Below are 25,382 nucleotides of genomic sequence, written 5' to 3'. Positions count from 1 at the left end.
GCTCACCTTAGCAAGGTGGGCGACGGAACGGCACGCCCCGCCATCCGTCGTGAACCGGGGCACTCCCGGGGGCGTGGGACGATGGCGGGAGTCCTAGAGCGTCGAGGGAGTCCGGTGTCGTCAGTGCGTTGGCTGCGGGCCGTCTTGGTCGTCGCCGCCGCCGTGCTGCTGATGGCTTCGTCGTGCTCGTGGCAGACGGGCATCCCGATTCCCGACGGCGTGCCACCCCCACCCGGTGACCCGGTGCCCCAGGTCGACACTCACGCCAAGGGCCGGCCCGCCGACCAACTGCACGAGTGGGCGGCGGAACGTTCGGCGACCCTGGGCATTCCGGCGACGGCGCTCGAGGCCTATGCCTACGCCGCGCGCGTCGCCGAGGTCGAGAACCCCAAGTGCCACCTCGCGTGGACGACGTTGGCCGGGATCGGGATGGTCGAGAGCCACCACGGCACCTACCGCGGCGCGACCATTGCCCCCGACGGAGACGTGACCCCGCCCATCCGTGGCGTCATGCTGGACGGCTCGATGGGCAACATGTCCATCCCGGACACCGACGGCGGCACGCTGGACGGCGACCGGTCGTTCGACCGGGCCATGGGGCCGATGCAGTTCATCCCCGCGACGTGGAAGCTCTACGGCGTCGACGCCAACAACGACGGCGTCGTCAGCCCCGACAACATCGACGACGCGGCCCTCTCGGCGGCCGGATACCTGTGCTGGCGCGGCAAGGACCTCGCCACGCCGAGGGGTTGGATGGAGGCGCTTCGGGCCTACAACCTGTCCGACCAGTACGCCAGGACGGTCCGCGACTGGGCCACCGCCTACGCGGAGGGGCACTCGCTGTAGCTCTCTCGGCGTCGGTAAACCTCAGGCTCTAGGCTGTCCTGGTCCGCATCAGCACCACGCGAGGAGACGTCAGTGCCCGTCATCGAGCAGATCGCAGCGCGAGAGATTCTCGACTCCCGCGGCAACCCGACCGTCGAGGTCGAGGTGGCGCTCGACGACGGGTCCGCCGCCCGCGCGGCGGTGCCGTCCGGCGCCTCGACCGGGGAGCACGAGGCCGTCGAGCTTCGAGACGGCGGCAGCCGCTATCTGGGCAAGGGCGTCGAGAAGGCAGTTCAGGGCGTCCTGGCCGAACTCGGACCCGCGGTGATCGGCCTGAACGCCGACGACCAGCGTCTGGTCGACCAGGCACTGCTCGACTGCGACGGCACGCCCGACAAGTCGCGCCTCGGCGCGAACGCCATCCTCGGGGTGTCGCTGGCCGTGGCGAAGGCTGCCGCCGACGCCGCCGGCCTGCCGCTGTTCCGCTACCTGGGCGGCCCGAACGCCCACATCCTGCCGGTGCCGATGATGAACATCGTCAACGGCGGCGCGCACGCCGACACCGGCGTCGACGTGCAGGAGTTCATGGTCGCGCCGATCGGCGCCGCGTCGTTCAAGGAGGCGCTGCGCTGGGGTGCCGAGGTGTACCACTCGCTGAAGTCGGTGCTCAAGAAGCAGGGCCTGGCCACCGGCCTCGGCGACGAGGGCGGGTTCGCCCCCGACATCGCGGGCACCGTCGCCGCGCTCGACCTGATCAGCTCCGCCATCGAGGGCGCCGGGTTCAAGCTGGGCTCCGACGTGGCCCTGGCGCTCGACGTCGCCGCCACCGAGTTCTACACCGACGGCAAGGGATACGCCTTCGAGAAGCAGACCCGCACCGCCGAGCAGATGACGGAGTTCTACACCGGCCTGCTCGACGCGTACCCGCTGGTGTCGGTGGAGGATCCGCTCTCCGAGGACGACTGGGACGGCTGGGTCTCGCTGACCACCGCCATCGGCGACCGCATCCAGATCGTCGGCGACGACCTCTTCGTCACCAACCCGGAGCGTCTGGAGGAGGGCATCGACAAGGGTGCGGCCAACGCACTCCTGGTGAAGGTCAACCAGATCGGCACGCTCACCGAGACGCTGGACGCGGTGAACCTCGCGCACGGCAGCGGCTACCGCACCATGATGAGCCACCGTTCCGGCGAGACCGAGGACACCACGATCGCCGACCTGGCCGTGGCCGTCGGCAGCGGTCAGATCAAGACCGGTGCCCCCGCCCGCAGCGAGCGCGTCGCCAAGTACAACCAGCTGCTGCGCATCGAAGAAGAACTCGGTGACGCCGCCCGTTACGCCGGCGATCTGGCCTTCCCGCGCTTCTCGGTCGAGACCAAGTAGATCCGGTCCGAGTTCCCAGGCCATGCCCGACGCCAAGCGGCCCGACCCCAAGCGACGGACTCCCGCGTCGTCGCGGCCGGGCAAGGGTGGCGGGCGTCCGCGTGGGGCGTCTCCGATCCGGCGCGAGCCACGTGCCATCGAGGCGCGTCCCGCACCCGCCGAGGCAGCCGCGGAGTTCGACGAGGGCGACGAGCCGACCGGTGTCATCGAACCCATCCGCAGGGCCATCGCCGAGGCGGCCGAGCAGCAGTCCGATCAGCGCCTGGGTTCGGCGGCCCGGCGCGCCGCGATCCTCGCGGTCGTGGTGTGCGTCTTGACGCTGACGATCGCCGGGCCGGTGCGCACGTACTTCGCGCAGCGCACCGAGATGAAGCAGCTCGTCGAGGCCGAGGCGCAATTGCGTTCGCAGATCGCCGATCTCCAGCAGCAGAAATTGAAGCTCGGGGACCCGGTGTACATCGCGGCCCAGGCGCGCGAGCGGCTCGGCTTCGTGATGCCCGGCGACATCCCGTATCAGGTTCAGCTGCCGCCGGGGGCCGCTCCGGTCGAGGCGCCGGGGGTGGACGCGGTGAAGCCGCCGAGCAACCAGCCGTGGTACACCTCGCTGTGGCACACGATCGCCGATGCGCCCCATGGCGTGAGGCAAATTCCGTCGGCCCCGGAGCCGCCGCCCCCCGGCGCGCCCGCACCGGACGTGCCACCACCCCCCGCACCACCGCCAGCGGGTCCCGGTGGTTGACGCGGCAGATCTCGACGCCGTCGCCCGGCAGCTGGGCCGCGCACCGCGGGGGGTCTTGGAGATCGCCTACCGCTGCCCCAACGGCGAGCCCGCCGTGGTGAAGACGGCCCCGAAACTGCCTGACGGAACACCTTTTCCGACCTTGTACTACCTGACGCATCCGGCGCTGACGGCGGCCGCGAGCCGGCTGGAGTCCTCGGGGATGATGCGGGAGATGACCGAACGCCTCGCCGCGGATCCCGAGCTGGCCGTCGCCTACCGCCGCGCCCACGAATCGTTCCTGGCAGAACGCGACGCCGTCGAACCGCTGGGCACGACGTTCTCCGGCGGCGGCATGCCCGACCGGGTCAAGTGCCTGCACGTCGTCATCGCGCATTCGCTGGCCAAGGGGCCCGGCGTGAACCCCTTCGGCGACGAGGCGCTGGCCGTCCTGGCCGCCGAGCCGGCGATGGCCGGAATCCTGGACCGAGAGGTGTGGAGCACGTGACGAGGGTGGCGGCGATCGACTGCGGCACCAACTCCATTCGACTGCTGATCGCCGACGTGGCCGACGGTCGTCTGACCGACGTGCACCGCGAGATGCGCATCGTGCGCCTCGGCGAGGGCGTCGACGCGACCGGCAGCTTCGCCGAGCCGGCGCTGGAACGGACGCGTGCCGCGTTGGTCGATTACGCGGCGTTACTGGCCGAGCACTCGGTCGCCGCGGTGCGGATGGTCGCCACCTCGGCGACCCGGGACGCAGCCAACCGCGACGAGTTCTTCGCGATGACCGCCGAGGTGCTCGGCGCGGTGGTCCCCGGCGCGGTCGCCGAGGTGATCACCGGTACCGAGGAGGCCGCGCTGTCCTTCCACGGCGCGGTCGGTGAATTGGACTCCGCCGGAGCACCTTTCGTCGTCGTCGACCTCGGCGGCGGGTCCACCGAAGTGGTGGTGGGCACCTCGGCCGGGGTGGACGCGAGCTACTCGGCCAACATCGGATGCGTGCGGTTGACCGAACGGTGTCTGGCGTCCGACCCTCCCACGGCGACCGAGGTCGCCGACGCTCGAACCGTCGTCCGCGACGCGCTCGACGCCGTCTTCGACGTCGTGCCCGTCGAACGGGCCAAGACCTGGGTCGGGGTCGCCGGCACCATGACCACGCTGTCGGCGTTGGCGATGAACCTGCCCACCTACGACTCCGAGGCCATCCACCTGTCGCGGGTGAGCTTCGAAGACCTTCTGAAGGTGTGCGAGGGGCTGCTGAGCATGACCCGCCGCCAACGGGCGGCGCTGGGGCCCATGCACGAGGGTCGGGTCGACGTGATCGGCGGCGGCGCGATCGTGGTGGAGGAACTGGCCCGCGCGCTCGGCGGGCGAGCCGGGATCGGCGAACTGGTCGTCAGCGAACACGACATCCTCGACGGCATCGCGTTGTCGCTTGCGTGACGACGAGTTTTGAACTCCTCAGCGCAGGGTAAGAATCGAGCGTGACCAAGCAGAAGAGCACCTACAGCGACGATCCGAGCGCCGAGATCTTGGCGACTGGCGGCTTGGTCACCATGATTGGCGCCGTCATGGCGGCCGTGATCTCCGTCGTCACCCTCGGGGGCGGCAACCTGATGGCGGCCGGCATCCTCGGGACCGTCGCGCTCGTGAGTTTCGCGGTGAGCCTGGTCCTCTTCAGCGCCGACAGCAAGCGGTCCGAGGGCACCCCGCTGCCGTTCCCGAGCTGGTTACGGGCCGAGCCGGAAACGGCAGCCGAGGTCTCCTAGCGTCGGACGTTGCAGTTGGGCGCGTTACCGCAGTGATGGCCGTTGTCGCACGCATTGCAATGGCAGTTGCACCCACCGGCGCGTTGATCAGGTACCCGCATGGCAGTTCACCTCTGTCGAATCGGTCGAACATTCACCTATGACCATTCGAGAATAGTTCGGATCATCGTGATGCGGATCAAGACTTCAGGATGGGTGTCAGCGCGTCGAGCACCCCGGCGTCCTCGATCGTCGATGGCACCGGTTCGTCGCGGCCGTCGGCGATTCCACGCATGGTCTTGCGCAGGATCTTCCCCGAGCGCGTCTTCGGCAGCGCCGCCACGACGTCGACCCTCTTGAGTGCCGCGACGGCACCGATGTTCTCGCGCACGGCCAGAACCAGTTCGTCGACCAGACCGTCGGCCGACGCGCCGGCCTTGAGCACCACGAAACCGCGCGGCACCTGACCCTTGAGCTCGTCGGCCGCCCCGATCACCGCGCACTCGGCGACGGCGGGGTGCGTCGCGAGGACGGCTTCGATCGAACCCGTCGACAGGCGATGTCCCGCCACGTTGATGACGTCGTCGGTGCGACCCATGACGAACAGGTAGCCATCCTCGTCGAGGTAGCCGCCGTCCCCGGAGAGGTAGTAACCGTCGAACGCCGACAGATACGAGGCGACGTAACGGTCGTCGTCGCCCCACAGTGTCGGAAGCGTGCCGGGCGGTAGCGGCAGCTTGACGCAGATCGAACCTTCTTCTCCCGGTTCGCATTCCGTGCCGTCCGGACGCAGGATGCGGACGTCGTACCCCGGCATCGGCACCGTCGCCGAACCGGCCTTGATTGGCAGCGCCTCGACGCCCATCGGCGCGGCGGCGATGGACCATCCGGTCTCGGTCTGCCACCAATGGTCGACGACGGGGATGCCCAGTTTCTCGGCCGCCCAGTGGTAGGTGCTGGGGTCCAGCCGCTCGCCGGCCTGGAACAGGTACCGCAGCGCCGAGAGGTCGTGGCCGGCGAGGAGGTTGCCGTCGGGGTCGACCTTCTTGATCGCCCGGATGGCCGTCGGGGCCGAGAACAGTGCCTTCACACCATGTTCGGCGGCCACCCGCCAGAAGGCGCCGGCGTCGGGGGTGCCGACGGGCTTGCCCTCGTACAGCACCGTGGTCGCGCCCAGCAGCAGCGGACCGTAGACGATGTAGGAGTGGCCGACGACCCAGCCGACGTCCGAGGCGGCCCAGAACACGTCACCCGGTTCGGTGTCGTAGATGTGCTTCATGGTCCACAGCAGGGCCACCGCGTGGCCGCCGTTGTCGCGGACGATGCCCTTCGGCTTTCCGGTGGTGCCGGAGGTGTAGAGCACGTACAGCGGATCGGTGGCCGCGACGGGAACGGGGTCGACGGCCTCGGCGTCGGCCATGGCCTCGGTCCACGACACGTCGCGATCCGGCGTCAGATGGCAGGGGTGCTGTTCGCGTTGCAGGACGACGCACGCCGGGGTGCGGTGCTCGGCGAGGTGCAGCGCCCCGTCGACGATCATCTTGTAGTCGACGATGCGGGTGGGTTCGATGCCGCACGACGCCGTCACCAGAACTGCCGGCCGGGCGTCGTCGATACGGGCGGCGAGCTCGTGGGCCGCGAAACCGCCGAACACCACCGAGTGCACGGCGCCCAGGCGGGCCGAGGCCAGCATCGCGACGAGGGCCTCGGGCACCATCGGCATGTAGATCACCACGCGGTCGCCCTTCTCGACGCCGAGTCCGCGCAGCACGCCGGCGAAGCGCGCGGTCTCGTCGAGCAGTTCGCGATAGGTGTAGGTGCGCTTGGTGCCGGCCAAGGGCGAGTCGTAGATCAGCGCGGCCTGCTCGCCGCGACCACCGGCGACGTGGCGGTCGAGCGCGTTGGCGCACGTGTTGAGCTCGCCGTCTGGAAACCACCGATAGAACGGGGGATTGGAGTCGTCGAGGATGCGTCGAGGTGCACGGATCCACGTGACGGCCTCGGCCGCCCGAGCCCAGAAGGCGCACGGGTCCTCGATACTGGCGTCGAACATTTCGCGATAGCCCGGCATATCGGGAGCGTACTGGCTTCACGGGTCCCATAACCTGGACTTATGACTAGTCTTGTTCCGCCGATCGAGGGTGTCCGCAGATCGTTCGTGCAGGCGCGCGGCGTGCGCTTTCACGTCACGGAGTCCGGGCCCGAGGACGGGCGGCCGGTGCTGGCCCTGCACGGCTGGCCACAACATCATTGGGTCTACCGCGGGCTGCTGGCCGACCCGCCGCCCGGCTTGCGCGTCATCGCGCCCGACCTGCCGGGCTACGGCTGGTCCGGGCCCGCGCCGCACCGCTGGGCCAAGGACGACGTGGCGGCCGACGTGCTCGCGCTGATGGATGCGATGGGTCTGGATCGCGTGCTGCTGGTGGGCCACGACTGGGGTGGCTACGTCGGATACCGAATGCTGCTCGCCGCGCCGGAGCGGTTCGAGGCCTATCTGGTGATGAACATGGCGCATCCGTGGCAGACGACCAAGTCGATCCTGCCGCACTTCTGGAGGTTCCTCCTCTACCAGCCGTTCGTCGCCACCATCGGCGTGCCGCTGCAGCGACGCACGCCGTATCTGCGGTATCTGTTCGCCGTCGGCCCCAAGGCGCACCGGCTGGACCCCGCCGCGGCGCGGGTGTACGCCGACCGCTTCCGCGACCCCATGGTGGCGCGGACGGCGACCGACACCTATCGCACCTTCCTTCTGCGCGAATTACCCCAGGGTGCAAGGGAACCCGAGGAGCGTCGCGCCACGGTGCCCATCCGCGTGCTGTTCGGCATGGGTGACATCGCGGTGCATCCGGCACTCGCCGATCCCGCGACGGCCAACGCCGACGACTACACGTTCGAGCCGGTCGACGCCGGGCACTTCATCCTCGACGAGCGCCCGGACGTGGTGCGGGCGCGGTTGATCGCATTGGCCGAGGAGACGGCGGGCGGGTAGCGCGTCGGGAATGATGACGGCATGACCGACGACTGGCGCGACGTCAATCTGGCCAACTGGGAGTCGCGGGTGCCGATGCACACCGGGCCGGGTGGCTACGACCTGGCCAGCTTCGAGGACCCCGGCTACCTCTCGGGGGTGGTGACCTACGACCTGCCCCGACTGGGGCGACTCGACGGCCTCGACGTGGTGCACCTGCAATGCCACATCGGCACCGACACCGTGTCGTTGGCCCGGTTGGGCGCTAAATCGGTGACCGGGCTGGACTTCTCGCCGTCGGCCGTCGAGGCGGGACGGGCGCTGGCCACCCGGGCCAATGCAGACGTCAGGTTCGTCGAGGCCGATGTCGCCGCCGCGGTGGACGCTCTCGGCGTCCAGTGCGCCGACCTCGTCTACACCGGCATCGGGGCGTTGTGTTGGTTGCCCGACATTCGCGAGTGGGCCGGCGTCGTCGCGGGTCTGCTGCGCCCGGGGGGACGCCTGTTCGTCAGGGAGGGGCACCCGATCCTGTGGGCGATGAGCGACCCGCGGCCCGACGGTTTGCTGGTGGTGGAGTATCCGTACTTCGAGACGCCGGGGACGCGCTTCGTCTACGAGGACACCTATGCCGGAACGGGCACGGTGCCGTCGCCGGAGTCGATCTCGTTCAACCACGGGCTCGGTGAGATCTTCACGGCGCTCTTGGACGTGGGTCTTCGGATCACCGGGTTCGAGGAACACCGGGAGTTGGCCTGGAACTTCTTCGACGACGCGATGGTCGCGAGCCCGGACTTCGAGGGCGAGTTCCTGCTGGCCGAGGGGGGCGAGCGGCTGCCGTTGACCTATACGCTGCAGGCGGTGAAGGAGCAGGCTCGCTGACGACGATCGAATCGGGCGGATCCAGTCCCCTCATCTGGACCCGCCCGTCGGAGCAAATATAGACACTCCTGTTCATCATTGGCAATCCGTAGACCAGCAGATCTAGCGCCTACACTCAGCACTCGCACAGCATTCACGTCTACCTGGTGGCGGTGGCATGGACAGCAGCAAACAGCTTCGACCTGGTCGGCATCAACTCAGCCGTGACGAGGTTCGAACTAATCAACGCGAGCGAATATTTGGCGCGCTGGAAGCCGAGATGTCCGCGCGCGGCTACTCCGGAACCAGCGTGGCCGACATCGTCCGCAGCGCCGGTGTGTCGCGGCAGACGTTCTACGAGATCTTCGAATCCAAGCAGAGCTGTTTCCTGGAGAGCTACGAACGTCGCCAGGACGCGCTGATCGACGTCATCTTCTCGACCCCGGCCGCCGACGCCCCGATGGACCGGTTCGCGAGCTTCCTGACCACGTACCTGAAGGTGATCGCGTCCCGCCCGGAGACCTCCCAGCTCTACCTCGTCGGCGTGTACTGCGCTGGACCCAAGGCCGTCGCCATCAAGCTCGACAAGCAAAAGCGATTCGTCGACGGTGTGGCGGACGTGTTCGACGCTCGCACCGATGCCGCCCGCTTCGCGTGTCGCACGCTGGTGGCGGCGATCTCGACGCTGGTGGTCGAAGCGCTCCTCGTCGGGGACCCGAACTCGATAGAGGACCTGCACAGTCCAATCGTCGCGGTGGCAGCGAAGTTGCTGGCGACGCCGTGACCGCACGTCACTGCGCGAAGCGGTATCCCATGCCGGTCTCGGTGATCAGGTGGCGCGGATGGGACGGATCGTCTTCGAGCTTGCGGCGCAACTGGGCGAGATACACCCGCAGGTAGTGGGTCTCCTTGGCGTAGGCGGGTCCCCACACCTCCTTGAGCAGTTCCTCGCGGCCGACGAGCTTGCCGCGGTTGCGCACCAGCATCTCCAGCATGCCCCACTCGGTGGGGGTGAGGTGAACCTCCACCCCGTGTCTGGTGACCAGCTTGGCAGCGAGATCGACTGTGAAGGAATCGGTTTCGACGACGGGCTGATCGGTGTCGACGGAGGCGTCGGCCCGCCGCACCGCCGCGCGCAGCCGGGCCAGGAACTCGTCCATGCCGAAGGGCTTGGTCACGTAGTCGTCGGCGCCGGCGTCGAGGGCCTCCACCTTGTCGGAGGAGTCGGTGCGCGCCGAGAGCACGATGACCGGCGCGGTCAGCCAGCCTCGCAGGCCCTCGAGCACCTCGATGCCGGAGATGTCGGGCAGCCCGAGGTCCAGGACGACGACGTCGGGCTTGTGCTCCGCGGCGACGGTGAGGGCTTGGGCGCCGGTGGCCGCGGTGTGCACCTCGTAACCGCGCACCGAGAGGTTGATGCGCAGGGCGCGGAGGATCTGCGGCTCGTCGTCGATCACCAGCACCCGGGTCATGGGGTGTCCTCCTTCGGGGCGGCGAGGTCGACCTCGACGGTAAGCCCGCCGCCGGGGGTGTCGGTGGCGCTGATGGTGCCGCCCATGGCCTCGACGAAACCCCGCGCCACCGACAATCCCAGCCCGACGCCGGTGGTGTTGTCCTGGTCGCCGAGTCGCTGGAAGGGGGCGAACAGTTCGTCGACCTGCGCACGTCGCACACCAGGGCCCTCGTCGACGACGTTGACCAGGACGCGGTCGCCGACCCGGCCGGCGTTGACGCGGACCATGCCGTCGGGTGCGTAGCGCATCGCGTTGTCGACGACGTTGACCAGGACGCGTTCCAGCAGGCCGGCGTCGGCCATCACCGCGGTGTCGCCGACGTCGACCTTGATGCGGTCCAATCCTGCCGTGCCCCGGGGTATTCCGAGAATGGCGCGGTGCACGATCTCGTCGAGATAGACCCGCTGCAGCTCGGGTCGCACCACGCCGGCGGCCAGCCGTGAGGAGTCGAGCAGGTTGCCGACCAGTGAGGTCAGCTGGTCGACGGACTCCTCGATGGTGGCGAGCAGTTCGGCGGTGTCCTCGGGAGAGAACCCGACGTCGTCGGCGCGCAGGCTCGACACCGCGGCCTTGGCTCCGGCCAGTGGCGTCCGGAGGTCGTGGCTGACCGCCGAGAGCAGCGAGCGGCGCAGTTCGTCGGCCCGCGCGATGGCCTCGGCCTGCCCGGCCTCGTCGATCAGTTCGCGTTGGCGCACCAGCCCGGCGGCCTGGGTGGCCACCGCCGTCAGCACGCGTCGGTCGCGGGCGGCAAGCTGCCGTCCGCTCATCAACATCCAGAACTCGTCGTCGCCGACTTCGATGGCGGTGTCGGCCGATTCGACGTCGACGCACGGATCGGCTCCGACACAGGCGACGATTCGTTGTTCGCCGTCGCGCTCGCGCAAGATGCTCACCGCGCGTTGGGAATAGGCCTCTCGGACGCGTTCGAGCAGTGTGCTCAGGTCGGCGCCGCGCAACACCGAGCCGGCGAACAAGGCCAGCAGTTCGGCCTCCTGCGACGCGCGGCGGGCCTCCCTGGCGCGCTTGGCCGCGCTGTCGACCAGTGCGGCCACCGCCACGGCGACGAGGATCAGCACGACGACGGTGACGGCGCTGTCGGGTTGGGCGATGGTGAAGCTGTAGCGCGGTGCGACGAGGAAGTAGTTGAGCAGCAGTCCCGACAGCAGTGCCGACACCGTCGCCGGCCCGACGCCGCCGAGCAGCGCCACGACGACCACACCGACGAAGAACAGCACGCTCTCCCCGGCGATGCCGAGGACGCGGTCGAGCAGAAGGGCGATCACCGCGCACAGCACCGACGGCACGACGATCGCGGCGAGCCATGACGCGAGTCGTCTCTCGCGCGGGGCGATCTGCCATGACCGGCCACCCTTGGCCTGGTCGTGGGTGACCATGTGGATGTCGATCTTGCCCGAGCGCTGCACCGTGGCGGCGCCGATGCCCTCGTCGAACATGCGGGCCCACCGGGAACGCCGCGACGTGCCGAGAACCAGCTGGGTGGCGTTCATCTCGCGGGCGAAGTCCAGCAGCGCGGTCGAGACGTCGTCGCCGGCCACGGTGTGCACCGTCGCCCCCAGGCTGACGGCGAGTTCGCGGATCTTGCCCATCTGCGGCGCCGAGACGCCGGACAGTCCGTCGCCGCGTACCACGTGCACCACGATCAGCTCGGCGCTGGACCGCGACGCGATGCGAGAAGCCCTACGCACCAGCGTCTCCGACTCGTCGCCGCCGGTGACGGCGACGGCCACCCGCTCCCGGGCCTCCCAGGTGTCGCTGATCTCGTGGTCGGCGCGGTACTTGGCCAGCGCGGCGTCGACCTGATCGGCCAGCCACAGCAGTGCCAGTTCGCGCAGGGCGGTGAGGTTGCCCTGGCGGAAGTAGTTGCTCAGCGCAGCGTCGATGCGTTCAGGTGCATAGACGTTTCCGTGAGAGAGTCTGCGCCGCAACGCCTCCGGGGTGATGTCGACCAGCTCGATCTGGTTGGCCCGCCGGACCACCTCGTCGGGCACGGTCTCCTGTTGTTCGATGCCGGTGATCTGGGCGACGACGTCGTTGAGGCTCTCCAGGTGCTGCACGTTGACAGTGGACACCACCGCGATGCCCGCGTCGAGCAGTTCGGTGACGTCCTGCCAGCGCTTGGTGTTCCTTGAGCCGGGAGTGTTGGTGTGGGCCAACTCGTCGACCAGCACGACCTCGGGGCGCCGCGCCAGCACCGCCTCGACGTCCAGTTCGGCGAACTCGGTGCCGCGGTAGGAGATGAGTCGCGGTGCCACCAGTTCGATGCCCTCGAGCAGGTCGGCGGTTCGCTTGCGGCCGTGGGTCTCCACGACCGCGGCCACGACGTCGGTGCCCCGTTCGAGGCGGCGGTGCGCCTCGCCGAGCATCGCGAAGGTCTTGCCCACGCCCGGCGCCGCGCCGAGGTAGATCCGCAGCTCGCCCCGCTTCGGGCGGTGCGTGGACGCGTCGGGACTCACGTGCCCATCATCCCCTCATTCGTCGGCCGTCGAGCGCACGGTCGACTTGGCCACCACGGTAGGGCCGACTTCCGGTCGACGGGTCCGCCCTTGCGTTTTCTTGACGCGTCCGAGCTGCGTCTTTACGCCTTCCCTACGGCGTGCGGCGAATAGCCGACCTGTGAGGGCGCTGCGGGTTACTGTCAAGATCGTCAATTTACGTCGGGGGTTGGAGTAGGACATGGAAGCTGCCATTCGACCGTGGTTCACCACGGGTGTCGCACTCGTCGGTGCCGGCGCGATCGCGTTGACTCCGGTCAGCCCGATTGCGCCCGCACGGATGTCCGCCGAGGTCGCGAGCGTGACGGCCGCGGTGTCGCGCGAGGTCCAACTGACGGCCATCGACTGGCCCTACATCCTGTCCCTGCCGATCGTGCGGCAGAACATCCGCAACACCATCGAGAACTGGGCGGTGTACCTCGGCGGCTTCGCCAAGTCCGGTGTCGGCCTTGCCCAGTCGCTGCTGGCGATCCCCGGCGTGACCGTCGAGGCGATCCAACAGGTGCTGGCCCTCGACTTCGTCGGCGCCTTCGACACCGTGGCGGCCGCGATCCGCGACTCGGTGATCGCCGTGGGGCAGCCGTTGCTCGATTCGCTGATCTGGCGCAACCAGCGGGCCGCCCTGGTGCAGGCCGCGTTGAGCGAGGCGGTGCCGCTGGCCTACCTCAGCGTGGCCAACGGGTTCCTGACCGCGGCCAACGGGGTGACGACGGCGGCGATCGTCGGCGTCCAGGACTTCGTCGCCGCGGTGCTGACCCTGAACCTGGGCAACATCGTCAACGCCGCATTGGAGGGCACCAGGAACTTCGTCGTGTCCCTGGGCGCCGGTGCCGGTGCCATCGTGGGCGGCATCGAGGCCGCACAGTTCGGCATCGCGACCGCGCTCGCGACGACGCCACCGCCGCCGCCGACGTTCGCCGCCGCGGACGTGTCCGACGTGTCGTCGTTCAGCACGCTCTCCACTGCGAACACCCTGATGTCGTCGCGGTCCGCGGGCGTCTCGAGTGACCCCAAGGCGGGGGAGTCCGAAGGCGTTGCATCCGTTGGTGATCCGGTGGTCGACGACACCGTCGCACCGGTGGTGAGCGATGAGCCGCCGACGGTCGTCACCCCGGTCGAGGTCGAGCCGGAGAAGACTCCGGCGCCGACGGCCGAACCCGCGCCGGTGAAGGACGTCACCCTCGCGCCCGATCCCGTCACCCCGGTCAAGGTCACCCCGGAGGTCAAGGACACCATCAAGGACACCCCGGAGGTCAAGGACACCGTCAAGGAGTCGGTCAAGGCCGTGCCCGGCGTCCACGCCACGGGCAACGACAAGCCCGCCGGTCCGGCCAATGACGACGGCGCTGATGCGAACGCCAAGCCCGCGTCCGGGACAGAAGGCCAGTAGCGGGTCTGGCTACGGGGCACCGGCCGGGCGGACGCCGACCTCGTCGAAGCGGTTCAGGTAGTCGCGCGACTCGCCGGCTGTCACCGACGCGAGCAGGTTGACGGCCTCGCGGCCAAAGGTCCACGGGGCCAGGTCGACGACCGTCATCAGCGGGTTGCCCAGTTCCGTCGTCGGGTCACTGCTCAACGACGCCAATCCGAAGCCAGGGCCGACGGGGCGACCAAGGGATTCCAAGACGGCCAGGGATCGACCGGCGAATCCCTGGGGCGCACACACCAGGGCGTCGACGTCGGCCGGGGCGACCGCCGACCGGACGGCGGCGCCGAGTTCCTCGGTGGTGGCACCCAGGGGGCAGTCGAATGCTGACGGCTCGACGACGTGCGCCGCGCACCAGTCGAGGTAGCTCTGCCGGACGTCGTCGGCCCATGACGAATAGAACTGCTGATCGGATCCGACGAAGGCCGGTCGACGAAAACCGCTGTCGTGCAGATGATCCAGCACGGCACGGGCGAGGTCGGCGTGCGGAGCCTCGATCACTGCGGCGACCGCGCCGGCGAGCGCTTCGGGCGGGCGCCCAGCGGTCACCATGGGGATGCCGGCCTCGACGAGTCGCTCGAGCATGGGGTCACCGGGCAGCGGGTCCACCGCGATCACGCCGTCGACCTGGAAGTGGCGTGGACCGACGTGGGCGTCGCGGGCGAACAACGTCAGATCGGCGTCGTGCTCGGCCGAACCGTGCGCCGCTCCGAAGGCAAACTCCATGTAGAAGTTGAAGTTTCGCGCGATTGGCGGGATGTAGATGCCGAACGCGCCGACGTTGCGGCCGCGAAGCTGGCGGGCCGCCCGGTTGGTCACGTAGCCGAGTTCACTGGCTGCGGCGGCCACCCGGGCGGCAGTCGGCGGCGACACCCGGCCACCGCCGTGCAGCGCATCGGACACGGTGGTCTTGGACAGGCCGACGTGCTGGGCGATCTCCACGATCGTCACGCGTCGCGCTGCCATGGCGCCATCGTAACCAGCACTCGAGTCCGCGTCGGACCCTTGACAACGCGCGCCCGTGGCGCGAGTCTCAGTCATGCCGGAACGTTCCGGCACGAATGGAGACGCCGATGGCCCCGCCCGTCCCACGCCCACCGAGGACCCGTGCCGCCCGCATCGTGCTCGCGATCGCCGTCCTGAACTTCGTCATCCTGCTGTTCCCGCCGCTGACGTGGATCGTCGGTCAGGGTGGGGTCTGGTTCTTCGTCGTCACCGGCGTCCTCGGGGTGCTCTCGTTGGTGGTCATGTATCGCGTCGACGCGGCCGGGGAGGAGTGAGCGTGGACGTGCTCATCGGTTACGGCGGCGTCGTCGTGTTCCTGGTCGTCCTGCTCGTGGTGCTTCAGCGCACCAAGGGCAGCGCCGACTTCAGCGAATACGCCACCGCCGGAAGATCTTTCGGCCCAGTGTTCTCGGCCATGGCCTTCGTCAACACCTGGCTGCCCGGCACCATCTTCATCGCGTTCGCGGGCTATGCCGCCAGCGCCGGTGCCATCGGCTTCTACTTCGTCGCCTACTCCATCCTCGCCGTGGTGCTGATGTTCCTGCTGGCCCGCCCCGTCCACGAATGGGGGCGACGGTTCGACCTGCGCACCCAAGCCGACCTGCTGGGTCTGCGTTACGGGTCCACCGCGGTGCGGGTGACCGCCGCCGTCATCGGCGCCATCGCGTCGTTCCCGTGGGTGGTGCTCGGCATGCAGTCGCTGACGCTGGTGTTCGAATACCTGTCCTTCGGCAGGGTGTCGGCGACCGTCGCCGCGCTGATCGGCATCGGGGTCCTGGTGGTCCGGCAGTGGTGGACGGTGCGCCTGGGTGCCCGTGGCCTGGTCATCAGCGACTTCGTCCAGGGCGTCGTCGCCTACCTCTTCGGCACCGTCCTGATCCTCGGGTTGCTGACGTGGTTGCTCACCAACGGCCACGGGTTCGGCGAGGTGGCGCCGTCGTTCTTCACCTTGCCCGGGCCCGGCAGCGTCGACGGTCCGCTCTACCTCTTCTCCCTGATCGCCACCGGCGCCCTCGGCGGCTGGTGCTGGCCGGACATCTTCGTGCGGCTGTTCGCCTCCAACAGCACCAAGTCGATCAAGCGAGCCGCGGTGATGGCCTCCCCGCTGCTGGTGATCTTCGGGTGCTCGCTGTGCTTGCTGGCCATGGCCGCGTCGACCCTGCCCGGTGTCGCCGACGCGCCCGACGAGGTCTGGTTCATCACCGCGTCGGTGGGCGGACCGCTGGTGCTGACGCTGGCGGGCGTGTGCGTGCTCGCCGCGACGATGGGCAACGTGGGCGCCAATCTTCAGGCCCTGGGCGCCCAGATCGCCAACGACGTCGTGGGCGTGGCCCGCGGCACCCGGGTCGAGGATCCCCGCTGGGGCAAGGTCTCGGTCGCGGTGCTGACACTGCTGGCAGGCGCCGTCGCGGTCGCGACCACCGACGTGCTGTCCTCGGGCATGGTGGCCCTGGCCCAGGTGTCCTACCAGGGCATCGTGCAGTTGGCGCCGACGGTGTTCCTCGGCATCTTCTGGCGGCGGGGCAACGCGGCGGCGGCCGTCTCGGCGATGGTGCTCGGCTTCGCGACCGCCTGCGTGCTTCAGGTGTCCTTCCCCATCGCGATTCCCGTGCTCGGCGGCATGACCTCCGGGGTGGCCGCACTGGCGGTCAACTTCGCCGTCTACGTCGCGGTGGCATACCTCAAGCCCGACGACGAAGACGAACGGCGACGCGTGGACGAGCTGTTCGACTCCCTGCACACACCAGAACGGATCGCACGATGACGGCAACACGGCGCACGGGATACATCTGGCACGAGCGCTACGCCTGGCACGACACCGGAACCCACGTCGGGATCTTCCCGGCGGGCGGCTTCAACCAGCCCCACATGACGTTCGAGAGTGCCGAGTCGAAGTCGAGAATGGCTGGGCTGGTGGAAGTCTCGGGCATGATCGACGAACTCGTCCGGGTCACGCCTCGGATGGCGACGCGCGAAGACCTGCTGCGGGTGCACGACGCCGCGCACGTCGACCGCATCGAACGCGAAAGCGCCGACCGCGGCGGTGACGGCGGCGACGGCTTCACGCCGTTCGGGCGCGGGTCCTACGACATCGCCCGGCTGGCCGCAGGGGGCACCATCGCCGCTGCCGAGGCGGTGCTGAGCGGCGCGGTCGACAACGCGTACGCGTTGGTGCGACCACCGGGCCACCATGCCCGCCGCGACATGGGCATGGGGTATTGCCTGTTCTCGAACGTCTGCGTCGCAATCGAATACGTGCGCGCGACGCTCGGAGTGCGTCGAGTCGCGATCGTCGACTACGACGTGCACCATGGCAACGGAGCCGAGTCGATCTACGCCGACGACGCCGACGTGCTGACCATCTCGCTGCACCAGGACCGGCTGTTCCCGCAGGACACCGGCAGCGTTACCGAGACCGGCGCGCAGGGCACCAACATCAACGTGCCCCTGCCGGCGGGGTCGGGCAACGGGGCCTACCTCGCGTCGATCGAGCGCGTCGCCGTACCAGCCGTCACCGCCTTTCGGCCCGAGATCATCTTCGTCTCCAGTGGTTTCGACCCCAGCCCCGTCGACCCGCTGGGCTGCATGACCGTCACCTCTGGCGGATTCAAGGACATGGCCGCCACGCTGGTGCGCCTGGCCGAGGACGTGTGCGGCGGCAACATCGTGTTCTCCCACGAAGGTGGGTATTCGCCTGTGCACGTGCCGTTTTGCGGGCTGGCAGTGCTCGAGGCCCTGTCCGGGCACGAGACCGGCGTGCCGGATCCGTTCGGCCAGAGTTTCGACGCTTCCCCCGCGCACACCCTGCAGCCCTGGCAGGACGCGGTGATCGCGCAAGCGGCGCTGATCGCCGACGCACTGCGGTTGTAAAGCGAGTCGAGGACCGGGGTGGCTATAGCCGTCCTCGTCGAATCGTCAGGTGCGTCGGCCAGTGCAACACGAGGTCGCCTCCGACGGGAACTCCGTTCCACTGCGTCATGACCGCGTCGAGTCGGCCGTTGATCGACTCCCGCAACGTCGGCGAGACAGTCGCCGGGTCCACCTCCGGCGAGATCGCGCCATCTCGAGCAAGACTCGCCAGCACCTCGGATCTGTCGACCTGCGAGCGCCCGGCCCCACCGAGTCGGCGAGATCGCTTGATTTGGCGGGCCCTGCCGCGCTTGCCGATGGTGGCACGAAAGAACCCGCCGACGTCACCGCCGGCCGCGCACTGACCGAAGATCCCCAGCGTCAGTTCGGCCTGCTCCTCGACGACGAAGTGCACGAGGTCGTGCGGCACGTCGCTGTCTCCGGGAGCCAGCCTCATCGCGACGTCGCCGCCGACGTCTCGAACTCCGTCCCGGATCACTCCTATCGCGTACTGCCGATCGCTGAGCCTTCTGAACACCACCTCCATGAACAGCATCGCAACACGACCAGTAATGCTCGGCAACCGAATAATCAGGTCCCCCATCGTGATCGACGGAAGAGGGCATCCGGGGCCGTCGTCGCACAGGCTTCGCTGACCGCCGACGCGTGGCGGCTCTCACGGGTGTCGAGGCGTCGGCTCGTACCCGCCCGGAGAGCCGCCCGATTGCAGGAATGCATTGAGGGACAATGCATTCAGGTAGTTGCCAGGTTTGAAATCTTCAGTTTGGATTCAGGTTCATCGGTCAACATCACTCCCAGCAATACATCGCCGTGGTGTTTGCCGCCCGGTTCATCCGGGTCTCTTCTTGAGAGAGAAGCCGATGACCCTGGTGACACTCGACGTCGTGTTCGTCCTACCGCCACGGCTACGTCAATTGGCCGTGACGTGTAGCAACCAATTGGCCGACGCCATGGAGGCCCACGGCGGAGCGTGTTTCCGGCTCGGTGCGAACTTTCCGGGGCAATCCGACGGTCCGTGTGAGCCCCACGTGTCGATCTTCATGATGGCCGTCGAGGACGACGAGGTGCCCGAGGTCGGTGCCGCGTTGGCCGAGGTGGCCCGGACGTGTGGACCGGTGTCGGCCACCGCGTCGGAGTACCGGCACAACCACGAGGGTGCGCCCGAAGTCTTCTTCGAGCGCAGCGACGAGTTCCGGGCCGTGCAGCGGGCGGTGGTCAACGCGGTGGAGCCGCTGCGCCGCGGCCGGCTCAGGGAACGCGGGCCGGGCGGCGAACCGCTGGCGGCGATCGTCGACGCCCCTGATCCCGAGGATCCGGCGCGCGTGCGGCAGCTGCGGCGCTACGGCTTCGACGACGTCTCCGACGACGAGGACGACCGCTTCAATCCACACGTCACGCTCACCTGGCCTCGCGACGAGACCAGCCGCACCGACCTGTTCGTCCTGCCGGCGATCGAGGAGTTCAGCGGTGAACTCGGCGAGTTGGCCCTCTACGGGATGAGCCCCAACGGAACCTGCACGGCCCACCACGGTTCGTGGGCCTTGGCCGGGAGCCGAGACCGATGACGGACAGCCCCGAACTCAAGCGATCCCTCTGGGCGCTGGACGGGGTCAACTTCTTCCTCGCCGACGTCCAGGCCGGCCTAGGACCCTTCCTCGGGGTGTACCTGATCAACAAGGAGACGTGGAACCCCGCCAACATCGGGCTGATCCTCACCCTCGGCGGGGCGGTCGGCCTGCTGCTCAACGCGCCGGCCGGGGCGCTGATCGACGCCACTCGGCACAAGCGCGCCCTGCTCGCGGCCGCGGCCGCGTTGACGTCCTTCGGCACGTTCATCGTCACGCTCAAGCCGACCTTCGCCATCGTGACCGCGGCGCAGCTGATCACGGGGGTTGCGGGCGTCGTGCTTGGCCCGGTGATCGCGGCGATTGCACTGGGCATGGTGGGCCCCAAGCGCTACGCCGCCCAGACCGGACGCATGCAGGCCTTCAACCACGCGGGCAACGTGATGGGCTCGGCCGTCGCCGGGCTCGCGGGGTACCTCATCAGCCTCAAGATGGGCTTCTGGTTGGCCAGCCTGTTCGGCATCTTCGTCGTGCTGGCCACCCTGATGATCAAGGGGCACTTGATCAACGACGATCTGGCTCGCGGGCTGAAGCCCAAGGACGACGACGGTGACGACGAGAAGCCCTCGGGGTTCCGGATGCTCCTTCGGAACCGGCCGCTGCTGCTGCTCGCGGCCGTGGTCGGGTTGTGGCAGTTGGCCAACGGGGCGATGCTGCCCATCACCGGGCAGAAGTTGGCCGTGGGCAACACCGGTGACGGCGCGCTCTACCAGGCGGCGCTGATCATCGTCGCGCAGGTCGTGATGATCCCGATGGCGCTGCTGGTGTCCAAGCGGGGCGACCAGTGGGGCCGAAAACCGTTGATGGTGGCGGCTTTCGTGGTGCTGCCCGTCCGCGGGCTGCTGTTCGTCATGGCGAACAACCCCGGTGAGGTGATCGCGGTGCAGGCGCTCGACGGCATCGGCGCCGGGCTGCAGGGTGCGCTGTTCGCCATCATGGTGGCCGACCTGACCCGCGGCAGCGGCCGTTTCAACGTGGCGTTCGGCGCCGCGACGATGGTGCAGGGCATCGGCGGAACCCTGAGCCCGGCGCTGGCCGGCGCGATCGACCAGGCGGCCGGCTACACCACCGCGATGCTTGCGCTGACCGCCATCGCCGTCGTCGCGCTGGTTCTGCTCATCTTCACCGTGCCCGAGACCCGCTCCTCGGTCGACGAACCACCGAAGTCCAAGTCCACCGAGTCCGAACCAAGCCCGGTCGGGTAGGCGGTTTCGAGGTTTCCGAAGGTCGCGCCAACGACTCTGTCCGACAGGCGAAGTGGGCGAGCAGTGGCCGTCGGGAGACTGGTCGGCTCGGCAACGATGCTCATCGGCCAAGCCCGCGACGCCAGGGGGATGCGTTCCGGCGCCGGCACCAACGGACCCCAGGGGCGAAAATGGCGGTGCCTGAACTAGCCTACGAGCTTGGGCGGCCCCCATAGCCCAATTGGCAGAGGCAGCGGACTTAAAATCCGCCAAGTGTCGGTTCGAGTCCGACTGGGGGCACCGTACCGCTCCTCTCCCAGAGTCGTCAGTCAGATGGGAACGCCTGCCTAGGGGCTGTTGACATAGGTGGCGAAGGCACCCCGGGTGGTTCCGGCAGGCGACGATGGCGTTGGCATCGGGCGCCGAGCCGCGGATCTTGCTTACGGGTCCCGGGAGTGTGCAACTGTTTCCAGACGGCTTGAGCACGGTGTTGCCGTTGTAGCAGTCGTCAGCCTGAGCTGAACTGAACCGTTCGACGACTTGAGGATTGCCGTCGGCGCGATGGTGAACGCCGTGGCGGCAACTGCGGAAATGGTCCACCTGAGCCAGGTTCGTGATTCCATGCTTCTAGCACCTGCATCGACGTCCTATGCATTCCGAAGGGCGAAACACATCGACATGACAGCTTCGTGACAGCACGAAGACGCACCCCTGCGACGAGGCTCAGTCAGCGGTAGACGATGGACGGCTCGGCGGTCGGAGCCGGTGCGACCGTCGCATAGGGCTCAGGCTCAGGGGTAGTCGCGAAGGGCTCAGGGGCAGGCGGCGGTTGGGCGAACACGAGCCGTGCGGCCACGAAGGTCGCGGCCTGGTCGGTGTAGACGGGTACGTAGCCTTCCGTGTGCCCGCTCCACTCGTTGCCTGCGCCCGCGTGACAAATCGGATCTCGTGGGTTGCAGAGGTCGATTGCCTTGGAACCGAACAGCGGACTGCTGGTCGTGATGGGTGTGCCGACGCGATCGGCCACGTTGCCGAACGTGACGACTGCCGCGACGACGTCTGCGTACTGCGCGGGCAACGGCGTGCCCTTGAGGATGCCGCCCGCCGAAACCCCGGTGACGATGTCCACCAGCGACGCTCCCTGCGAATATCCGCCCAGGATCTGCTGGGTGTTCGGGCACTTGGCGGCCATGGCAACGATGTGCGACACCGCGTCCTTGGAGCCGGCGTCGGTGTGCAATTGCAGGAGGCTCGCCTTGTAGTTCACCGCATACACACCGATGTTCAGCCCGGTCTGTTCACGCAACGAGTCGACGAGGGCTTGCCCGACGCGCCCGACGCCGGCCGGTTCGTCGGTGCCGCGGGCAAAGGTCACCTCGGCGTCTGGGCAGTCGTCGGCGCCAGCGTGGGGCATGCCCGTCAAGACCGTCATCGGCGCAATGAGAATGACCAGGGCAGCCAGGACCACGGCGGCGCGGGGCCAAGAGTCACGAAACGCCCCGCGTACCGGTTGGGGGTTGCTCATCGGCCAGATGGTACAGCCGGGAACGCGAAGGCGAAAGGTTTGCCAAACTCAGCCCTGCGGAGGAACGTTCTGCCCACCTCGGGCAGGCGGAAGTATCCGACCGGTTCGCATTATCGTGCTAGTTCACTTTGCTGCTCGGCCGTGGACGCAGCGCCGAAGGCTACTTACCTGCGCGACCACGGGCCTCGGCCTTCGGCGTGGGTCGCATCCATGCTGAAATCAACCCATTCACCTGGATCGCGAGGGCAACGCCGATGAAGAGTCTTGGAGGATGCAGCCTCGGAACAGTTTTCGTCGACTCCTTCGCCAGCGAATCCGCGCCTCTTCGACAGTCGCCCGGGCGCGACCGTCCGCTTGCCCGTCGGAACCGGACGATGCGTCAATAAGATCCCGTTCGCGAGGTCGTCGGCGTATTTTCTGGTCTCATGACGCTCTGCGAGAACACCGAAGACCAGGCAGTATCGTCCTCCGCCGACGCCGCGGAAGCGGCCGTCCTTTGTCTCATCAACGAAGCGCGCGCCGCCGAGGGGGTTGGGCCGCTCACTCTCAACGCAAAGCTGCGGAAGGCCGCGCGCGAACACGCGATGGCGGCGGCCACCATCAAGTGGTGGCCCGACTCCGGTGACAGCGGGCACATTCCGCATGTCAATCCCGTCACGGGCAAGGACGAGCAGGTGCGCATCAAGGAGGCTGGTTACTGCCCCGCGGACCCGGATGGCGTGCCGCGCAACGAGAATGCCTATTCCGCATGGTTCACTGGCGCGGCGGCGCAGCATGGCCGCGGGACGACACCGGCGGCCGCCGTCGAGTGGTGGCTGCAAAGCGAGGGCCACCACCGGACGCTTGTGGATCCCAAGTACACCGAAACCGGCGTAGGCGTGGTCCACGGCACCGCGTCGACCGGAATTCCGTCGAACGCCGACGGTGCGATATTCGTGCAGTGTTTTGGCGGATGCAGTGAACCTGAGCCGCTAGTCGCCACGCAACTGTGGGCCTGGGGCGGCAACGGCCACGGTCAACTCGGCGTCGGCGGCGGTACGGCCCAGTCGTCGAGCCCAGTCCGTCCGGCCGAATCCGACGGCTTCATCATGGTGGCGGCCTCGCATCACAGTGTCGGACTCAAACACGACGGCACCGTGTGGACGTGGGGGCCACGTGACAACAAGGGCTCGGTGTCTGGTGGGTCTCAGGTGCCCGCACAGGTGCCCGACATCGACCAGGTGATAGCAATTAGCGCCGGCTACGAACACAACCTTGCAGTGAAGTCGGACGGGTCGGTGTGGGCGTGGGGGGACAACCGATACGGCCAGTTGGGTGACGGCTCCGGTATGGATCAGGAGGTACCGGTCCGCGTGCAGGGACTCAGCGGAGTCAAGGCGGTGTCAGCCGGCGGGTGGCACAGTTTGGCGCTGCGATCCGATGGATCTGTCTGGGGGTGGGGAAGCAACGGCGATGGGCAACTCGGCCGCGACCCGGCGTCACCCAACGACCAGTTCGACTTCCCGATCCGAATCACGTCGCTGATCAACGGCACCTCGGCCATCGCGGCGGGCCTTTACCACACGGTGGCGTTGGAGGAAACGACTGGGCAGATGTGGGTATTTGGAATGAACATCGCGGGCTGTTTAGGCACCGGCGATCCGGACCGGCTGTTCTTCCGCGATCCGCAGAAGCCCGCGGAGACCGGCGCCTTCACCGGACGCGACATCGTCGCGATTGCGGCAGCGGACTTCAACAGCTACGCGGTCGACCGCGATGGGCATGTTTGGGCCATGGGCAGCAACAGCTTTCACCAGCTGGGTCCCAACGTGGACCCATTGAGCCACGACGCGCTTGCACACCAGATTCCGAACTTGTCGCGGGTCGTAGACGTCTCTGCTGGTCTGGGTCATGCGCTCGCGCTCACGTCTGGCAACGAGCTGTGGAGCTGGGGTAGCAACTCTGCGGGTCAACTTGGCCAAGGCGTCGCGATCGGTCCCGCTCACGGTCCGGGACGGGTGGGGGTGGACAACGTCGCCAGCTTCTCGGCCGGCTACCTGCACAGCCTTACGATCGCGCATCGAGACGACTAGGCATACCGGAGACCCTCACCCCGTCGTTCGCTCGCACTGCTTCCAGAAACTGGTGAACGACGCGTACGACCTCTCCGGCACCTTGGGGAACATCCGCGGCATCTCGTCGGCGGCGCCACGCCAGTGCGGCACCGACGGGTGGCGCATGAAGGTGACGTCGTCCCCGAGGTCGAGGTCGTCGAACTCGGCGACGACCACCTGGGCGCCCGGGATCTCCCGCGCGCACCGCACCAGGTAGTCGGTGACCATCGGCGAGACCGGGAAGCGGGCGAACCAGCTCGGCTCCAGCAGCACGATCCGGTTGGCGTCGACCTCATCGCGCCACGCCGCGTTCAACCAGAACGAGTGATACAGCAACGTGGGCTTGGCCGGGTCGACCAACGGCTCGTCGCCCGGCGGTGGCGTCCAGGCGAGGTCGAGATCCGCCCGGTCGGTGAGAACGTCCGGAACCGCCATGTCGGCGAGCACGCCGTAACCGTGGTCGATGATGGTGCCGTGCTGCCGCAGCGGTGAATACTTGTTGACGTTCTGCTGGGCCGGCACGTACTTCTTGTGGCTGTTGGTGCCCGCCACCCACTGCCAGGACAGGCTGTTGCTGGCCGGGTCGCCGTCGAGAAGGTAATAGTGCAGCCACCGGCTGGGCTCCCACCAATGGGTACGACTCAGGTTGCAGATCAAGCCCGCCAACCACATTCGCTCGTGGTTGTGCATGTAGCCGGTGTCGTGGAGACCGCGGACCGCGGCGTCGAGCGCGTCGACCCCGGTGTCGGCGTCGCGCACGGCCCGCGGCATCCGCCGCGAGCTGACGGGGTGCTGCGGACGCTTCACGTCGGTGAAGATGCGGTCACCGAGGAACGTCCACTCCCGCTGCCAATACTCGCGCCACGCCAACTCGAAGACGAACTTGTACGCCTGCGCCGGCGTGTGCCGCTCGAGGATCAGGTCGCGCACCTCGGGCAGCGTCACCAATCCGCGGGTGAGGTACGGCGAGATCTGCGTGCCACCGTTGGTGTGGTTTCGCGTCCTGGCGTACCGCGCGGCGTCGATTCGCGACACGCGATCCAGCACGTCCTGACGAGACACTGCAAACGACTCCACCAACCCGAGGGTAGCCACGGGGTCGGACACGCCCTGGTCGCGCGAC

General features: G+C 68.3%; 23 protein-coding genes and 1 tRNA gene. 17 read left to right on the top strand and 7 right to left on the bottom strand.

The annotated features are described in order from the left end of the window. The first annotated feature begins 114 nt into the window (after window positions 1–114). From ABZ195_RS03875 to ABZ195_RS03850, 6 genes are all read left to right on the top strand, one after another. The gene (locus ABZ195_RS03875) at window positions 115–846 is read left to right on the top strand and encodes a lytic transglycosylase domain-containing protein (RefSeq protein WP_355215069.1); all 732 of its coding nucleotides are present in this window, start codon (window positions 115–117) and stop codon (window positions 844–846) included. 72 nt (window positions 847–918) lie between these two features. Next, window positions 919–2,208, top strand: a complete 1,290-nt coding sequence (eno, locus tag ABZ195_RS03870; protein WP_355215068.1) for a phosphopyruvate hydratase — start codon at window positions 919–921, stop codon at window positions 2,206–2,208. Window positions 2,209–2,230: 22 nt separating this feature from the next. Further along, window positions 2,231–2,947, top strand: a complete 717-nt coding sequence (locus tag ABZ195_RS03865) for a septum formation initiator family protein (protein WP_355215067.1) — start codon at window positions 2,231–2,233, stop codon at window positions 2,945–2,947. Next, on the top strand, window positions 2,940–3,434 hold the full coding sequence (locus ABZ195_RS03860) for a DUF501 domain-containing protein (protein WP_355215065.1): 495 nt from the start codon (window positions 2,940–2,942) through the stop codon (window positions 3,432–3,434). Before ABZ195_RS03865 ends, ABZ195_RS03860 begins: the two co-directional genes overlap by 8 nt. After that, entirely contained in the window at window positions 3,431–4,372 is a 942-nt protein-coding gene (locus ABZ195_RS03855; RefSeq protein WP_355215063.1) for a Ppx/GppA phosphatase family protein, read from the top strand. Before ABZ195_RS03860 ends, ABZ195_RS03855 begins: the two co-directional genes overlap by 4 nt. Before the next feature lie 41 nt (window positions 4,373–4,413). Next, on the top strand, window positions 4,414–4,698 hold the full coding sequence (locus ABZ195_RS03850; RefSeq protein ID WP_355215061.1) for a hypothetical protein: 285 nt from the start codon (window positions 4,414–4,416) through the stop codon (window positions 4,696–4,698). Window positions 4,699–4,876: 178 nt separating this feature from the next. Here the strand turns inward: ABZ195_RS03850 and ABZ195_RS03845 are convergent, their stop codons facing one another. Continuing rightward, window positions 4,877–6,748: a propionyl-CoA synthetase gene (locus ABZ195_RS03845; RefSeq protein WP_355215059.1), complete on the bottom strand. Its 1,872-nt coding sequence runs from the start codon at window positions 6,746–6,748 to the stop codon at window positions 4,877–4,879. A 42-nt stretch (window positions 6,749–6,790) separates the two neighbouring features. Here ABZ195_RS03845 and ABZ195_RS03840 point away from each other — a divergent pair, with 42 nt between their 5' ends. From ABZ195_RS03840 to ABZ195_RS03830, 3 genes are all read left to right on the top strand, one after another. Continuing rightward, complete coding sequence (locus ABZ195_RS03840; protein WP_355215057.1) at window positions 6,791–7,666, top strand: alpha/beta hydrolase; 876 nt, start codon at window positions 6,791–6,793, stop codon at window positions 7,664–7,666. Window positions 7,667–7,687: 21 nt separating this feature from the next. Beyond that, on the top strand, window positions 7,688–8,524 hold the full coding sequence (locus tag ABZ195_RS03835) for a class I SAM-dependent methyltransferase (protein WP_355215055.1): 837 nt from the start codon (window positions 7,688–7,690) through the stop codon (window positions 8,522–8,524). Window positions 8,525–8,783: 259 nt separating this feature from the next. Further along, the gene (locus ABZ195_RS03830; RefSeq protein ID WP_355215053.1) at window positions 8,784–9,287 is read left to right on the top strand and encodes a TetR/AcrR family transcriptional regulator; all 504 of its coding nucleotides are present in this window, start codon (window positions 8,784–8,786) and stop codon (window positions 9,285–9,287) included. Between the two features lie 7 nt (window positions 9,288–9,294). On the opposite strand, the gene ABZ195_RS03825 is transcribed toward ABZ195_RS03830, so the two are convergent. After that, entirely contained in the window at window positions 9,295–9,975 is a 681-nt protein-coding gene (locus tag ABZ195_RS03825) for a response regulator (RefSeq protein WP_355215052.1), read from the bottom strand. Next, window positions 9,972–12,491 carry a sensor histidine kinase KdpD gene (locus ABZ195_RS03820; protein ID WP_355215050.1) on the bottom strand — a complete coding sequence of 840 codons (2,520 nt, stop codon included), beginning with the start codon at window positions 12,489–12,491 and terminating at the stop codon, window positions 9,972–9,974. Before ABZ195_RS03820 ends, ABZ195_RS03825 begins: the two co-directional genes overlap by 4 nt. A gap of 220 nt (window positions 12,492–12,711) precedes the next feature. On the opposite strand from ABZ195_RS03820, the gene ABZ195_RS03815 reads away from it, so the two are divergent. Beyond that, window positions 12,712–13,920, top strand: a complete 1,209-nt coding sequence (locus ABZ195_RS03815) for a hypothetical protein (protein WP_355215048.1) — start codon at window positions 12,712–12,714, stop codon at window positions 13,918–13,920. 9 nt (window positions 13,921–13,929) lie between these two features. Here the strand turns inward: ABZ195_RS03815 and ABZ195_RS03810 are convergent, their stop codons facing one another. After that, a complete protein-coding gene (locus ABZ195_RS03810) occupies window positions 13,930–14,922 on the bottom strand; it encodes a LacI family DNA-binding transcriptional regulator (protein ID WP_355215046.1) in 993 nt (330 codons plus the stop codon). Window positions 14,923–15,029: 107 nt separating this feature from the next. Here ABZ195_RS03810 and ABZ195_RS03805 point away from each other — a divergent pair, with 107 nt between their 5' ends. Genes ABZ195_RS03805 through ABZ195_RS03795 form a run of 3 tightly spaced genes read left to right on the top strand, consistent with a single transcriptional unit; the run spans window position 15,030 to window position 17,832 of the window. Next, the gene (locus tag ABZ195_RS03805) at window positions 15,030–15,236 is read left to right on the top strand and encodes a hypothetical protein (protein WP_355215044.1); all 207 of its coding nucleotides are present in this window, start codon (window positions 15,030–15,032) and stop codon (window positions 15,234–15,236) included. 2 nt (window positions 15,237–15,238) lie between these two features. Further along, entirely contained in the window at window positions 15,239–16,726 is a 1,488-nt protein-coding gene (locus tag ABZ195_RS03800; protein WP_355215042.1) for a sodium:solute symporter family protein, read from the top strand. Continuing rightward, window positions 16,723–17,832 carry a class II histone deacetylase gene (locus tag ABZ195_RS03795; protein WP_355215040.1) on the top strand — a complete coding sequence of 370 codons (1,110 nt, stop codon included), beginning with the start codon at window positions 16,723–16,725 and terminating at the stop codon, window positions 17,830–17,832. The genes ABZ195_RS03800 and ABZ195_RS03795 overlap by 4 nt, the downstream gene beginning before the upstream one ends. A gap of 22 nt (window positions 17,833–17,854) precedes the next feature. Here ABZ195_RS03795 and ABZ195_RS03790 read toward each other — a convergent pair whose 3' ends face one another. After that, window positions 17,855–18,358, bottom strand: a complete 504-nt coding sequence (locus ABZ195_RS03790) for a hypothetical protein (protein WP_355215038.1) — start codon at window positions 18,356–18,358, stop codon at window positions 17,855–17,857. A gap of 334 nt (window positions 18,359–18,692) precedes the next feature. Between ABZ195_RS03790 and ABZ195_RS03785 the strand changes: the two genes are divergently transcribed. From ABZ195_RS03785 to ABZ195_RS03775, 3 genes are all read left to right on the top strand, one after another. Further along, window positions 18,693–19,397: a hypothetical protein gene (locus ABZ195_RS03785; RefSeq protein ID WP_355215036.1), complete on the top strand. Its 705-nt coding sequence runs from the start codon at window positions 18,693–18,695 to the stop codon at window positions 19,395–19,397. After that, window positions 19,394–20,662 (top strand): MFS transporter, encoded by a 1,269-nt coding sequence (locus ABZ195_RS03780; RefSeq protein WP_355215034.1) that lies wholly within the window; start codon window positions 19,394–19,396, stop codon window positions 20,660–20,662. Before ABZ195_RS03785 ends, ABZ195_RS03780 begins: the two co-directional genes overlap by 4 nt. 205 nt (window positions 20,663–20,867) lie before the next feature. Continuing rightward, window positions 20,868–20,941, top strand: a tRNA-Leu gene (locus ABZ195_RS03775). Between the two features lie 427 nt (window positions 20,942–21,368). Here ABZ195_RS03775 and ABZ195_RS03770 read toward each other — a convergent pair. Beyond that, window positions 21,369–22,166 carry a cutinase family protein gene (locus tag ABZ195_RS03770; RefSeq protein WP_355215032.1) on the bottom strand — a complete coding sequence of 266 codons (798 nt, stop codon included), beginning with the start codon at window positions 22,164–22,166 and terminating at the stop codon, window positions 21,369–21,371. Window positions 22,167–22,591: 425 nt separating this feature from the next. Here ABZ195_RS03770 and ABZ195_RS03765 point away from each other — a divergent pair, with 425 nt between their 5' ends. After that, window positions 22,592–24,238, top strand: a complete 1,647-nt coding sequence (locus ABZ195_RS03765; RefSeq protein WP_355215030.1) for a CAP domain-containing protein — start codon at window positions 22,592–22,594, stop codon at window positions 24,236–24,238. A 15-nt stretch (window positions 24,239–24,253) separates the two neighbouring features. Here the strand turns inward: ABZ195_RS03765 and ABZ195_RS03760 are convergent, their stop codons facing one another. Continuing rightward, a complete protein-coding gene (locus ABZ195_RS03760; protein WP_355215028.1) occupies window positions 24,254–25,336 on the bottom strand; it encodes an FAD-binding domain-containing protein in 1,083 nt (360 codons plus the stop codon). Window positions 25,337–25,382: the final 46 nt, after the last annotated feature.

This window comes from Mycobacterium sp. NPDC006124, from assembly GCF_040614235.1.
Taxonomy (GTDB): Bacteria; Actinomycetota; Actinomycetes; order Mycobacteriales; family Mycobacteriaceae; genus Mycobacterium.
This window is presented reverse-complemented; position numbering and strand designations above follow the sequence as displayed.

Excerpts from the sequence above, each read along its gene's own strand:
- ABZ195_RS03865 (WP_355215067.1), top strand. The coding sequence starts at position 2,231 with ATGCCCGACGCCAAGCGGCCCGACCCCAAGCGACGGACTCCCGCGTCG.
- ABZ195_RS03845 (WP_355215059.1), bottom strand. The coding sequence starts at position 6,748 with ATGCCGGGCTATCGCGAAATGTTCGACGCCAGTATCGAGGACCCGTGC.
- ABZ195_RS03840 (WP_355215057.1), top strand. The coding sequence starts at position 6,791 with ATGACTAGTCTTGTTCCGCCGATCGAGGGTGTCCGCAGATCGTTCGTG.
- ABZ195_RS03835 (WP_355215055.1), top strand. The coding sequence starts at position 7,688 with ATGACCGACGACTGGCGCGACGTCAATCTGGCCAACTGGGAGTCGCGG.
- ABZ195_RS03830 (WP_355215053.1), top strand. The coding sequence starts at position 8,784 with ATGTCCGCGCGCGGCTACTCCGGAACCAGCGTGGCCGACATCGTCCGC.
- ABZ195_RS03825 (WP_355215052.1), bottom strand. The coding sequence starts at position 9,975 with ATGACCCGGGTGCTGGTGATCGACGACGAGCCGCAGATCCTCCGCGCC.
- ABZ195_RS03815 (WP_355215048.1), top strand. The coding sequence starts at position 12,712 with ATGGAAGCTGCCATTCGACCGTGGTTCACCACGGGTGTCGCACTCGTC.
- ABZ195_RS03810 (WP_355215046.1), bottom strand. The coding sequence starts at position 14,922 with ATGGCAGCGCGACGCGTGACGATCGTGGAGATCGCCCAGCACGTCGGC.
- ABZ195_RS03805 (WP_355215044.1), top strand. The coding sequence starts at position 15,030 with ATGGCCCCGCCCGTCCCACGCCCACCGAGGACCCGTGCCGCCCGCATC.
- ABZ195_RS03795 (WP_355215040.1), top strand. The coding sequence starts at position 16,723 with ATGACGGCAACACGGCGCACGGGATACATCTGGCACGAGCGCTACGCC.
- ABZ195_RS03790 (WP_355215038.1), bottom strand. The coding sequence starts at position 18,358 with ATGGAGGTGGTGTTCAGAAGGCTCAGCGATCGGCAGTACGCGATAGGA.
- ABZ195_RS03785 (WP_355215036.1), top strand. The coding sequence starts at position 18,693 with ATGACCCTGGTGACACTCGACGTCGTGTTCGTCCTACCGCCACGGCTA.
- ABZ195_RS03780 (WP_355215034.1), top strand. The coding sequence starts at position 19,394 with ATGACGGACAGCCCCGAACTCAAGCGATCCCTCTGGGCGCTGGACGGG.
- ABZ195_RS03770 (WP_355215032.1), bottom strand. The coding sequence starts at position 22,166 with ATGAGCAACCCCCAACCGGTACGCGGGGCGTTTCGTGACTCTTGGCCC.
- ABZ195_RS03765 (WP_355215030.1), top strand. The coding sequence starts at position 22,592 with ATGACGCTCTGCGAGAACACCGAAGACCAGGCAGTATCGTCCTCCGCC.